Origin of the sequence: Rhizobium sp. M1, assembly GCF_002531805.1 — a bacterium.
Classification (GTDB): domain Bacteria; phylum Pseudomonadota; class Alphaproteobacteria; order Rhizobiales; family Rhizobiaceae; genus Rhizobium; species Rhizobium etli_C.
Genome location: NZ_NWSW01000016.1, coordinates 106,550 through 118,796 on the forward strand (window position 1 = coordinate 106,550; position 12,247 = coordinate 118,796).

10 protein-coding genes are annotated in these 12,247 nt (G+C 60.2%); 4 read left to right on the forward strand and 6 right to left on the reverse strand.

Going from position 1 to position 12,247, the window contains the following annotated elements; genetic code table 11:
* Positions 1-151 precede the first annotated feature (151 nt).
* Both CO655_RS17140 and CO655_RS33880 read right to left on the reverse strand, forming a co-directional pair.
* Positions 152-2,377, reverse strand: coding sequence for a TonB-dependent hemoglobin/transferrin/lactoferrin family receptor (locus CO655_RS17140; protein ID WP_245423848.1), 2,226 nt, complete (start codon positions 2,375-2,377; stop codon positions 152-154).
* Positions 2,378-2,478: 101 nt separating this feature from the next.
* Positions 2,479-2,634 (reverse strand): hypothetical protein, encoded by a 156-nt coding sequence (locus CO655_RS33880; protein WP_170964921.1) that lies wholly within the window; start codon positions 2,632-2,634, stop codon positions 2,479-2,481.
* An 8-nt stretch (positions 2,635-2,642) separates the two neighbouring features.
* Between CO655_RS33880 and CO655_RS17145 the strand changes: the two genes are divergently transcribed.
* Positions 2,643-3,656 (forward strand): extensin family protein, encoded by a 1,014-nt coding sequence (locus tag CO655_RS17145; RefSeq protein ID WP_348628170.1) that lies wholly within the window; start codon positions 2,643-2,645, stop codon positions 3,654-3,656.
* 198 nt (positions 3,657-3,854) lie between these two features.
* A complete protein-coding gene (locus CO655_RS17150) occupies positions 3,855-4,118 on the forward strand; it encodes a hypothetical protein (RefSeq protein WP_097604521.1) in 264 nt (87 codons plus the stop codon).
* Here CO655_RS17150 and CO655_RS17155 read toward each other — a convergent pair.
* A complete protein-coding gene (locus CO655_RS17155; protein ID WP_097604519.1) occupies positions 4,097-5,776 on the reverse strand; it encodes a formate--tetrahydrofolate ligase in 1,680 nt (559 codons plus the stop codon). The two genes, CO655_RS17150 and CO655_RS17155, sit on opposite strands and share 22 nt — an antisense overlap.
* 166 nt (positions 5,777-5,942) lie before the next feature.
* Positions 5,943-7,610 carry a hypothetical protein gene (locus tag CO655_RS17160; protein WP_097604516.1) on the reverse strand — a complete coding sequence of 556 codons (1,668 nt, stop codon included), beginning with the start codon at positions 7,608-7,610 and terminating at the stop codon, positions 5,943-5,945.
* A 333-nt stretch (positions 7,611-7,943) separates the two neighbouring features.
* Here CO655_RS17160 and CO655_RS17165 point away from each other — a divergent pair, with 333 nt between their 5' ends.
* Positions 7,944-8,669 carry a LuxR family transcriptional regulator gene (locus CO655_RS17165; protein ID WP_097604513.1) on the forward strand — a complete coding sequence of 242 codons (726 nt, stop codon included), beginning with the start codon at positions 7,944-7,946 and terminating at the stop codon, positions 8,667-8,669.
* A 46-nt stretch (positions 8,670-8,715) separates the two neighbouring features.
* A complete protein-coding gene (locus tag CO655_RS17170) occupies positions 8,716-9,177 on the forward strand; it encodes a PAS domain-containing protein (RefSeq protein WP_097665567.1) in 462 nt (153 codons plus the stop codon).
* Positions 9,178-9,385: 208 nt separating this feature from the next.
* Here the strand turns inward: CO655_RS17170 and CO655_RS17175 are convergent, their stop codons facing one another.
* Together CO655_RS17175 and CO655_RS17180 are read right to left on the reverse strand one after the other, a co-directional pair.
* Positions 9,386-10,678 (reverse strand): DUF4010 domain-containing protein, encoded by a 1,293-nt coding sequence (locus CO655_RS17175; protein WP_097665618.1) that lies wholly within the window; start codon positions 10,676-10,678, stop codon positions 9,386-9,388.
* A 223-nt stretch (positions 10,679-10,901) separates the two neighbouring features.
* A complete protein-coding gene (locus CO655_RS17180; RefSeq protein WP_097604504.1) occupies positions 10,902-12,032 on the reverse strand; it encodes a DUF2333 family protein in 1,131 nt (376 codons plus the stop codon).
* Positions 12,033-12,247: the final 215 nt, after the last annotated feature.

Sequence of the window (12,247 nt, forward strand, 5' to 3'; positions counted from 1 at the left end):
CAGCGAGCCCACCACCAAACAGCGATGTTCAAAGACTTGATCATGGGAAAATTGTTAGCCTGAGATCAGCCGCCGCGCAAGAGGCGATCGCACGAATGAAAAGGGCGGCCCGAAAGCCGCCCCTTCCCCCAGCCTTGAAGGCATGCCTGGCTCAGAAGGTCTTGGTGAGCGAGACCTTGAATGTGCGGCCCGGCTCGGAATACCACTCCCGCGGCTGCGAAGCCGTCGCCGAGTTGAGATTGACGTCGCGCACGGCGAGCGCGTTGTAGTGCTCCTGGTCGAAGATGTTGTAGACACCAGCTTGAACGCGCAAGCCCGGCAGCTGTTCCGGCGTCCACCAGCCGGTCAAATCGACGATGGCATAACCGGGCGCATCAAAGGTCGTATCGGGGGTCGTACCGACGGTATTGAGGTGGTCGGTCAGCATACCGGCCGAAAGCGTCGAGGAAAGATCGAAGCCGAAGGTCTCATTGCTCCAGCCGCCGCCGACAATTGCCTTGAATGGCGCCACTGAGCGCAGCCGCTGCGTGGTTTCTTCATTCCTGCCATAGGCATAGGCAAGCGAAGCATGCAGATTGATGCCATTGTTGAAAGTCTTGACGGCGCTGGCTTCAATGCCCGAGATCGTCGCCGCTGCCACGTTCGTGTAATTGAACTCAGTAAAGCCGGTTGCGTCCGTGGTTGTCACCGTCTCGATGAAGTTTTGGTAGCGCGTGTGGAAAGCCGCGACCCTGCCGGTAAAATCGCCGGTGTCGAAATTGGCGCCGATTTCGATGCCGCGGCCGATTTCCGGTTCCAGATCAGGATTGCCGAGCTGGGCGTAGCGGCTAGTGGGGTTGTAGAAGCGGCTGTAGAGTTCGTCGACGGTTGGCGCGCGGAAGCCGACCGCCAGCTGCATATAGAGCTCTACATCAGGCGTCAGGTCGTAGGTCGCAAGGATCTTCGGCGATATGGCGGCCTCCGTCCGGTCGCGAAGATCGCCGAAACGGGTAAGGCCGGTATTGTTGGAAAAACCGCCGCCGGTCGAGGGATTGTAGTTGAACCAGTCGAAGCGGAAGCCGGGCGTCAGCGTGAAGCCGGTATTGCCGATCTCGATCTTGTCTTCGACAACTAGCCCAAGGTTCTGGCTGTCGACGTCAGGCACTTCCGCCTGATTGTTCAGTGCCGGGCATGTTGTCGATGTGGGGCAAAGCGCCCAGCTATATTGGCTCCAGCTGGAGACGCCGACGTCAAGGCCGACGCGAACGGAGTGGCTGAGACCGGAATATTCGAAATCCTTCGTCGCGGTGCCGCTGAAGCCCCAGGTTTCGTTTTCGACCTCGTTGTTGCGGCCATAGGCAACATTGGCGGTCGTACGCCCCCCGCTGCCCGCTTCCTTCTTCAAATCCTGCCAATAAAGCGTGGCGCGCGCACTGCTGAAGAACGCGTCGGACGACTGCGCTTCATAATCATAGTCGAGCGATACGCGATCGCGGTCACGCTGTTCGCGACCGTCATAATTGTCGATCATGAAGTTGCGAGGGCTGGTTCCGCCCTGAAGGTGGCGCAGGTCGGTTTCCAGGTCGCGGCGGAAGCGTTCCGCCGTCAAGCCGATGCGATGACCGCCTTCCAGCTCCTGGCGCAGTTTGAAGAGCAGGTTGTTTTGGTCGAAATCAGCCGGGTTCGCCTCGGTGCGAAGAGCACCGTAAACGTCATTGTTGCCCATGTTCGCCCGCTCATGGCCTTTGCGGTAGCCGCCCTGGAACAGGATCGAGATGCCGCCGATCTTCTTGGCAGCGGCAGCCGAGCCGGAAAAGCTCCTGTCTTCGCTGTCATAGGTCGACTTGACGATCGCACCCCAGTCACGGCCTTCAGGAATGAGATCCTCCGGCTCCAGCGTGTTGAGAACAATGGCGCCGCCGAGCACGCCGGTGCCGCCCTTGCTCGAATCCGCGCCGCGCACGATATCGAGCGAAGACAGCGAATCGAAATCGAAAGTGTCGCCGCCGCCATTGGCGTTGGCAGGCGCAAAAGCGCCCTGGCGTGAACTGTTCGAGATGTAAGGGATCGGAATGCCGTCGATCGTCGTCAGGATGCGGGCACCGGAAAGGCCGCGCAGGTTGAAGCCCGCATCGGCGCGCGAATAGTTCACGCCCGCATCGACGCTGCGGCCGATATCGTCGTAATTGGTGACCTGCTTCTCTTCCAGCTGCTTCTGGGTGACCTCGGTCGCCAGCGGCGTATCGGCGACGCTGCCCGGCGCCACGCGTTTGCCTTTGACGACGATCTTCTGCAGCACGGTGCTGTCATCCGCCGCCGCTTCCGGCGTGGTGGCCGGAGCGCTCTGCGCGAAAGACTGCGAAACAGGAAGAACAGCTGCAACTGCCGTGCAGACCAATAGAACCGAGCGCCAATGCCGGACGATCATAACCTACCCTCTCATGATGATTACCGGGCTGGCTGGTCGTGGCGCGTCGAACGCTCGATGGGCTGGCTGGGCTATTGCGGATAAGACGGAGCAGAAATCCGCCTTCTTTTTGCCGCATAAAAAACATGAGAAACATTGTCAACATAATCGACCAATTTATGTTGAATATTATTTTCAAGTTTTAATGATCTTCCACGACGTTGCGCAATTGCAACGAAACCCGCCATAATGCGTTATCCCTTCCGCTATCGACACCAGGGAATCGGATGCGTTGAGAAAACTTTCGATACTGGCGATCCTTCTCGCCGCTACCGCCTTTCTTGCTGGCGCCCGCCTGCCCCTGCATGGTCCTTTACCCCAACCTCGACCCGACACCGGGGCTGCAGCCAGTCCTACTCCGCTTCCCGACAAGACTGAACCACCCGCGCCGGCGGATGTGCCGGCACCGCAGCCGAAGCTCGATGTGAAGCCGGAGACGCCGGCGCCGGACCAGCCAGCGGCACCCCAAACCGAACCAGGAAAGTCCGAACCGGCAAAGCCCGAACAGGCAAAGCCGGAGCCGGCAGAACCGATGCAAGGCCCGCCGTTGCCGCCGGGCGGGCTAAAAGGCCCGCAGACGCCGGCGGAAGAGACCAAGCCGCCTGCCGAGCAGACGCTCGAAGAGCAGCATCTGACGATCGAACCCGAAAGCGACTCCGAACACGCAGAATGCACCGCCGCACTCCGAGCCTTGGGCGTCGTCTTCAAGGACACGCCGCGCATCGACGACGGCAACGGCTGTGGCATCGACAAACCGATCATCGTCTCCGAAGCCCTGCCCGGCATTGCGCTCAAGCCGGAGGCGACGATCCGCTGTCCGGCGGCGCTCGCCCTCGCCCGCTGGCTGAAAGACAGCGTCATCCCGGCCGCCTCCGCTGCCCTGCCGGAACAGGGGCGCCTCACGACCGTCAACCAGGCAACGTCCTATATGTGCCGTCTGCGCAACGGCGCTGAAACCGGCAAGATCTCCGAGCATGCCCGCGGCAATGCGATCGACATTGCAAGCTTCCATTTCGAGAAAGGCGAAGACGTCGCCGTCCGCTCCCGCCGCGAGGACCCGACGCTGACCGGCGCCTTCCAGCGCACCGTCAGCGCCGCCGGATGCCTCTATTTCACCACCGTGCTGGACCCCGAAAGCGACGCCGCCCACGAGACCCATTTCCATCTCGATGTGATGGAAAGGAAGGGCGGCTATCGCTACTGCCATTGATCAGTGAGTGGCTGAGCCTCGCTTGAATCAAGTTGACCAGGAAATAGAGCGCTGCAGTTCGCCAACCTCTCTTTTCGTCATGCTCGGGCTTGTCCCGAGCATCAGCCTTCGTTCGATAGGCAGCAGATCCTCGGCACAAGGCCGAGGATGACGCCAAACAAAGGGGATTGCCACTTGAAGACCCAGGGAGTGCCTATCATGATGTTGTTGAGCTTCCAGATAAACGATTCAATGGCTTCCCGTCTGGATCGCCTTGCCGAAAAGCGAAAGCTTTCACTAGCAGAGACAGCGACCTTGGCGATCGAGGAATTCATCGAACGGGATGAATGGCAACTCGCAGAGATCGAAGCCGCCGTTTGCGAAGCCGATCAGGGCGACTTCGCCTCCGATGAGGAGGTCACCGCCGTTCTATCGAAGTACGCCGGCAATCTGTCAACCGATCAGAACAACCCCTCGATATAACCCTGGTCGTTCAGGAAAATCCGCTCCGCCGATGGTGATTTCGGCAGGCCGGGCATCGTCATGATCTCGCCGGTGATGGCGACGACGAAACCGGCGCCGGCCGAAAGCCGCACCTCGCGCACGGGAACGATATGTCCTTCCGGCGCGCCGCGCAGGTTTGGATCGGTGGAGAAGGAATATTGCGTCTTCGCCATGCAGACCGGCAGCTTGCCGTAACCCTGCTCCTCCCATGTCTGCAGCTGATCGCGCACCGCCTTGTCGGCCGTCACCTCGCCGGCATGGTAGATCTTCGAGGCGACGATCTCGATCTTCTCGAACAGCGAAATATCGTCACCATAGAGCGGCTGGAATTTCGCCTGGCCCGATTCGGCCAGTTCCACCACCTTGTGCGCCAGTTCCTCGATGCCGGCCGAACCCTTCGCCCAGTGCTGGCAAAGGATCGCCTCGGCGCCGAGCCGCGAGACGAATTCCTTCAGCGCCGCGATCTCGGCGTCGGTGTCCGAGACGAAATGGTTGATCGCGACGACCACCGGCACGCCGAAACGGCGCACATTGGCGACGTGCCGACCGAGATTGGCGCAGCCCTTCTTCAGCGCCGCGACATTCTCCGTGCCGAGCTCCTCTTTTTTCACCCCGCCATTCATCTTCAGCGCCCTGACGGTCGCGACGATGACCGCCGCATCCGGTCTCAGCCCGGCTTTGCGGCATTTGATGTCGAAGAATTTCTCGGCGCCGAGATCCGCCCCGAAACCTGCTTCCGTCACCACGTAGTCGCCAAGCTTCAGCGCCGTCTTCGTCGCCGTCACCGAATTGCAGCCATGAGCAATGTTGGCGAAGGGACCGCCATGCACGAAGGCGGGATTGTTCTCCAGCGTCTGCACGAGGTTCGGCTGCATCGCATCCTTGAGCAGCACCGCCATTGCGCCGTCGGCCTTCAGGTCGCGCGCATGCACCGGCGTCCTGTCGAAGCGATAGCCGATGATGATATCGCCGAGCCGCCGCTCCAGATCTTTCAGGTCGGTGGCGAGACAGAGGATCGCCATCACCTCGGAGGCGACGGTGATGTCGAACCCGCCTTGGCGCGGGAAGCCGTTGGCGACGCCGCCGAGCGAGGAGACCATGCTCCTGAGCGCCCTGTCGTTCATGTCCATGACCCGCCGCCAGGCGATGCGGCGGATGTCGATATTCTCTTCGTTGCCCCAATAGATGTGGTTGTCGATCATCGCCGCCAGCAGATTATGCGCCGAGGTGATCGCATGGAAATCGCCGGTGAAATGCAGATTGATGTCTTCCATCGGCACGACCTGCGCATAACCGCCGCCTGCCGCTCCGCCCTTGACGCCGAAGCAGGGACCGAGAGAAGCCTCGCGTATGCAGATGATGGCCTTCTTGCCGATCCGGTTCAGCCCGTCGCCGAGCCCGACGGTCGTGGTCGTCTTGCCCTCGCCCGCCGGCGTCGGGTTGATCGCCGTGACGAGGATCAGCTTGCCATCTTTCTTGCCCGCCTGCGCTGCGATGAACTCGGCGCTGACCTTGGCCTTGTCGTGGCCGTAAGGAGCGAGCTGATCGGCCGGTATGCCGAGTTTCGCTCCGATCTCGAAGATCGGTTTCTTGGCCGCCGCGCGCGCGATTTCGATGTCGGATTTGATTGACGGCATAGACGCTCCCCTCCCGAGCTCCGCGGCAGCGGAGCCGACATTTCCTCTTCATCGGGATAGCGAAATATCGGCAGGGTGTGAATAGCGCCGCGCCTTGCGGCTGCCACGCTCGGTGTTTATCTGGCGCATCACGATTGCCGCTACAGCGTGCCTTCACACCCCGATGTCAATTTACCGTGGCTGTGACAGGGCCTGCTTCTGCCTCCGGCTTTCTGGGGCACCGGAGACTTTCCTTCGCCTCCGGCCCGCAGACATGCAATCCAGGCTCTTCATCATAGGGAATGATACCATCGATGATGCCAAGCTCGAGGGCCTGAGAAGGAAGTATGATCCTTCCTCGCTCAGTTGATATGGCAGGCATTACCGTCTCGTATGTCTCGGCACTGACGCCCATCTCGTCGAAATAGGCGCGGAATTTCGTATATTCAGCCGTCGTGGGTCTAACGAGGCCGATAGACGAATAGCCGACAATCCGCGGCGTTCCGCTCATCAGGACAAGAGTACAGGTCGAAAGGCAATAGGCACGGGCGGCAAAGACCTCGCCTTTGGTCGGTCCGTTTTTGGCGATACTGGCGTTGCAACGCGGATCCAGCTCTGGACAATTCGGCAACTGCGTTCTGCCAATGGAGGTCTCCAGACCTGCAGCACGGATCATCCGCCCCATCGCGAAAGCCCCACCCATGTCCCCGCCATTGGACTGAAGGACCACCGGCAGCTTTCTTCCGCCGAGCGTCTTCAGGATCGCTTCCAGCCGAGCCGGCGTATCCGGCGTGATGTCTCCATCCGCAGAAATCCACTGCATGCACTCTTCCTGACAATTGCCACTGTACATCAGGAGAAAGTCCATCGGCCGGGTTTTCGGCAGGCTCTCGCCCGTGGTTGCGGCCGCATCCTGCACAGGCATCTTGGCTACGGGCGTTTCGACCGGGGGATGGCCATGGCAGACAGCCCCGGCCGCCGCATCCGGCCCGCAGGCAGGCATGCCGGGCCATTCTTTGTAGGCCAGCATATCGGTCATGAGGCCCATACGGAGTGAATCTGCGGTCGGTACGATCTTGATGCTGTCAGGCGTGGCGCTCATCATCAGGCCGATCAAATCGGCGCTGACGCCCATTTCCTTCAGGTAACCCGTCAGGGCCGCGGCGGCCTTCTTGCCGAGCTTGGTGGAACTGCTCTGCCCTGCTGACTTGCGTCCAACTTCCTTGCGGGAGATTTCCTTCTTCTTGCCGTTCACGATCTTGTATTCGATGCGGTAGGAGACCCGCACCTTGTTATAGATTGTCGTGATCTGGTGGACGCCGATCAACGCCCATTGCGAGGCGACCCGCTCCGTACCGCCGGCGAATGCCAGCGGACAGGCGGAAAAACAATAAGCACCGGCCGAATAGGTGTTGCCAAGCGCGGTCCCATCCTTTGCGATGGCGGCATTGCAACGCAGATCGTCAGCCGGGCAATCCTTCAGCCGCGTGCCGCCTACCGCCGTTTCCAGACCGGCTTTGCGGATCATCCGGCCGATCGCATAAGCGGCTTCGACATCACCGCCCTCGGACCGGAAGACGATCGGCAATTTCCGACCGCCGATCTTTTTCAGAATTTTTCGAAATTGGGCTGGCGTATCGGAGGTTATGCGTCCCTCTGCCGATATCCATCCCGGACAGTTTTCCACGCAGAGGGGATGGTGAACGAGGATGAAGCGCATCGGCGGCTGCCCTGCCGGCTGCTTCTGTCCGGCAGCCTGCGAGGTCGCAGCACCGAACGGCAAGCTCAAAAGAAGAAAAACAAGTAATACCGGAAAAAGCAGATACTTCAGATGCAATTTGCTTGCAAAGCGCACGATTAAATCGCCTCAGTTATACATGCGAATACGCTTAGCAATTGCATCGGGCGGCAGCAAGCCGGATTTCGGCACCTCGCGCCGCCCCCGCCTCTTCCGGCATGATTCTCTTCCTGCCCGGCTTGGGCGAAATCCACAGCTGCCCCGCCGCAGGAGAAGTCAAAGATACCACAACGCTACTTGCACCGGCGACAACTCAACCGAGACGCGCGCGACTGTGACTATTTCTTCACGATTCGGAATAATCGGCGCGAGATAAGGCAATTGGGACTAGCATCCGCCGCTGTTTCTGTATTTGATAGCGTTAACATCGGGGCTGCCGGAGGCGTACAAATGTCTTACATGACCACCTCTGAAAGACAGTCGTTGCTTTCGGCGGAGCTTGCAGTCGCAGGAACGCGCGGCCTGTTTGCGCAGGCTCTCGGCAGAGTATCCGCGGCCTTCGGATTGTCTCATGCGACGCTGATGCACGCCCCTTCCCCGGAAGACATCCTGCTGAAGCCGCTGTTGATCGAAAGCTCGCTTCCCGCCGCCTATGTCCGCGACTTCGACCGCGCCAACATGATGCGTGGTTGTCCTTTCGGCCTGCGGTTGAGGGAGTCGGCCGTGCCGCTAGCGTGGCACCTCAACGATGCCGTCAATGGTCAGGCCTTTCCAGCCGAACTGCGCGCCCTGATGCTGCACCATGCGATACCGGCGGGGGTCGCCATGCCGACCATTGCAGTCGACGGCCGCCGCCTGGTCTTCTGGTTTTGCGGCGAACGTGCCGCGCTCGGCCAGAGCGAGGTCAACGAGCTGGCGATCATCATCCTCCACGCCCTCGACGCATATAATACCGTCAGACGTAACGAGGAAAGCGTCCACAATGCGCTGTCGGCGCGCGAACTCGAAGTCGTGCGCTGGACCGCACAGGGCAAGACCTCGATCGAAATCGGCCAGATCCTGACGCTGTCGGACCATACAGTGAATGCCTACATGACGAACGCGATCAAAAAACTCGATTGCGTCAACCGCACCCAATTAGTAGCAAAAGCAATTCGATTGAAGCTGATCAACTGAGCAATCAGACGAGAGTCAGAACGTCATCCCGTAAATTGGGGGAAACGTGTCTCTTCGCTTTGAACAGCCCGTCATTGACAAGACAGAGCAATCCCGCACCCACATCGGCATCACCGATGCCGAAATCGTCCAGATGCTCGCTGCCTATCGCCTTTTCGGCTTCTGGCGTATCGACATCGAGACCGGACATTTCTTTGCAAGCGAGGATGTGCACGCAATCTTCGCCCTCCCCTACAGCGACGGCCCCGTCAATCTAACCGAACTGATGTCGCGCATCCATGAGGAGGATCGCAGCCTGATCGCCCAGACCTTCAAAGAGGCGAGCCGTCACGGCGGCGGCTTCCATTTCGTCTACCGCGTCGACAACCGGCTTGGTGGCTACAAACTGGTGCGCGGCGTCGGCCGCTTCCGTGACGATGAAAGCCGCGGTGGCATCGTCGGCGTCACCTACGAATTCGTCGAGAAACTGCGTGTCGTCTGCGTCGAGGACGGCACGATATCTGGCTGACCGCCCTCAGCGCATAGCCCCTACAGCGCCGCGCGTCTTTTCAGACACGCTAGAGCAATTCCAGGCAAAGCGCGAAGCGCTTTTGCCGGGAATTGCGTAAAAACAAAAGGATAGAGCGGTTCTGCGTTTCCATGAAAAGCCGAACCGCTCTAAGAACGCTGCAACATCTTGAATTGCTGCATAATTTTCTCCTTGAATCGATTCCGACTTAAGGAATTATGCCCGCTGCTTGCACCAGCGCAGGCAGGGCATGATAAACGAAGAATCCTGCAGCGAGCGCTCCGGCATTGGCCAAGAGGAAGCGTATGCTGAAGGCGCTCGTGCCGAATGCCATAGCATAGCCGCTTTTCGCTACGGTGTTGGAGATCACTGCAACGCCGAGAGCGGCCGCTGCAAGCTCAGTGCCGATGCTGTCAAGCATGCCGGCAACGGTGACGGCAATGGCGTCGACATCGGCGATACCCGAGAGCATCGAAACGGTCAGCAGGCCTGCTTCGCCAAACCAAGCCGCCGATGCCCGCGCCAGAAAGGCCACGGCGACGAGCAGGAGCGCCATTTTCAACACTGCCCGAAGTTCGAAGGGATTTCGCGAACTGCGGGATATCTGTTCCCCCGTACTGCGGCGGGCGATCAAAAGGGAAATGCCGCCCATGACGAGGGCGGCGGTGACAAGCGCCGGGCCGATCCGCCACGCGATCGGCGCGGCGATGAGGGCCGAAAATAGCGCGACCTTGAGGCAGGAGACAGCATTGGCAGCAAGCGCTCCGGCGACCAACACCTGTGGCGGATGACCGGCCGCACTGAGCTGGGCGTTGTTGATGGCGGTAGCTGTGGAGGAGACCAGGCCGCTGACGGCTCCGGCCAGCAATTCGCCGCGCGTTTGTCCGAGCACCTTCACCGCCACATAGCCGATGAAGGAAATGCCGGCGAGCAGAATGACCAGCATCCAGGTTTCAGCTGGCGAGACGCCGCCGAAGGGACCGATAGGCGTTGTGGGAAGGGCCGGCAATACGATGAAGGCCATGGCGAGAAATATAATCGCCGAACGCAGTTCATTCCAAGTCAGCGTTTTCATGAAGCCGTGCAGCACCTCGCGGCTGGCCAATATCGCCACCAACGCTACACCGCCCGCGGCTGCAAGGGTCAGGTTCCCGAGCACAGCCAATGCCCCGAGCGAAAAAGTGGCCATCCCGGCGATGACAGACGTAACGCTATAGCTGCCGGATGCCTCCGATTCCCGGTACTGATAGAGCGCGAAGACGGCCGAAAAGATAATCAGGATGCCGGTAACGACGAGCCCGTCGGGCGTTGATGGGGCGGAAACGGCCTGCTCGATAAAGCCGGCAAGCCCACCCAACATACCGACAAGCGTGAAAGTGCGCAGCCCAGCGGTGCGCTTTCCTTCCTCCTCATCGCGTTCACGCCAGTGGCGTTCCACGCCGACGATGGCGCCGATGGCGATCGCCAGCCCGAAACGTTCGAAAAGTTCGAGATTCTCCATGCCGGTTCCCTGCATCGAATCCTGAGCCACATTGCCGCCAGTGATGAGACCTGTCCATAGCAGCCTGTCCCCAACGCGAAGACGGCCGGGTGAGATTGACATTGACGCGGTACCAGTCCCGCCGCCGATAGGGTACCGACATCTTCAGCACAGCGGGTGTGAATGCGCTGAAATCTGATTTGCTTGCTCTTGGGAATCCAAGACGTTAAATCGTCACCACGCTCTACCGGTCGAGCACCGAACGGATTTCCACAAGGTTCGAGCGCACCCTCAAAATGTAGAAGCCCATGGTGGCGAGATGGCTCGGCATGATCCAGCCGTCCTCGCGGCCGTTCGAGATGATCGCCGGCTGAATGCGCAGTGCCGCCTGGAACTGCCGCGTCGTGCCGCCCCAGATGGCGCCGAGATTGCGTTCCTGCACGACCTGCGAGAAATCCGCCTGCGCTGCAGTCAGGATGGCGTAATAGGCATAGAGCTGGCCATAGGCGAACCAGAACCGGTCGTCGGCACGGGTGTCGAACCAGCCGCGATTGTGGTGTTCCGACCGCTCGGCCAGGATGTCGGAGGTGCTGCCGAGATCGTTGGCGATGCGGTCGATGAATTGCATGAGGTTGTCGGCGCGACCGTCGAAAATCGCGTTGCAGGCAGCAAGATCGGTGTTGAACTTGCGCAGGTCGCTGATCGCCGTGCGGTAGAAGGAAGGCGTCGGCGTCTTCGGTCCGAAGGGATGAAGCCCGAAATACCAGCTGTACTCGTCGAACTGTAGCTGGCCGCGTGCGCGCTGCAGGTCGTTGTTGACGCCCGATGTGCCGCGCACGCGCCCGAGCGAATCGACGAGCTCCGCCGAAGTCCGACGAACCGCCTGGTTGATGCCGCGCTGGAACGATGCCTTGTTATCGAGGAAGGGCGTGTGATCCCAGTCGATACCGAAGAAGCCCATCTTGTAGAGCAGCATGGAGGATATCCATGCGTTCTGGTTGACGTTGAAATCGGTCAGGTCGGCCGTGACGTCGACGATGGCCGAGCGCTGGCAGGTCTTGGCGGCGGCAGCGCCGCTCGCCTCGGCGACAGGCAGTTCCTGCCCAGCGGGAACCTTGCGTTCGGAAAGCCGGTATTGGTCGACGAAAGCGGTGTTGAAATTCGTCCAGACCTGCGTCTGCCAGAAGAAATAGCCGTAGAGCACGACGAAGAGCGCTACGAATGCGATGACCGGCAAGCGGACCATCCAGCTCCGGCGCTGATACCACCCATGCGCGGCGAGAAAGGGCCAGAAGGCCCAGGCGAAAAACAGGCGGGCCCAGCGGCCGATCGTCTGGCCGATCAGCCTGAAGAAACCGGCTATCCGGTCAAGCATCGTCGTCTCCTGTCAGGCGAGGCGAACACTACAGCGCCGCGCGTCTTTTCAGACGCGCTAAGGACGCTGTAGCACTTTGAGTTGCTGCATAATTCCTTAAATCGATTCCGACTTAAGGAATTATGCGGCGGACATCGCGCCCCCGTTGCATCCACATATGCGCTCGATGGGCCGAGCACAACACGAGCCTCTCGATTTTTACGAATGAAAGCAGC

Excerpts from the sequence above, each read along its gene's own strand:
- CO655_RS33880 (WP_170964921.1), bottom strand. The coding sequence starts at position 2,634 with ATGGCGGGTTTCGTTGCAATTGCGCAACGTCGTGGAAGATCATTAAAA.
- CO655_RS17150 (WP_097604521.1), top strand. The coding sequence starts at position 3,855 with ATGATGTTGTTGAGCTTCCAGATAAACGATTCAATGGCTTCCCGTCTG.
- CO655_RS17155 (WP_097604519.1), bottom strand. The coding sequence starts at position 5,776 with ATGCCGTCAATCAAATCCGACATCGAAATCGCGCGCGCGGCGGCCAAG.
- CO655_RS17165 (WP_097604513.1), top strand. The coding sequence starts at position 7,944 with ATGTCTTACATGACCACCTCTGAAAGACAGTCGTTGCTTTCGGCGGAG.
- CO655_RS17175 (WP_097665618.1), bottom strand. The coding sequence starts at position 10,678 with ATGGAGAATCTCGAACTTTTCGAACGTTTCGGGCTGGCGATCGCCATC.
- CO655_RS17180 (WP_097604504.1), bottom strand. The coding sequence starts at position 12,032 with ATGCTTGACCGGATAGCCGGTTTCTTCAGGCTGATCGGCCAGACGATC.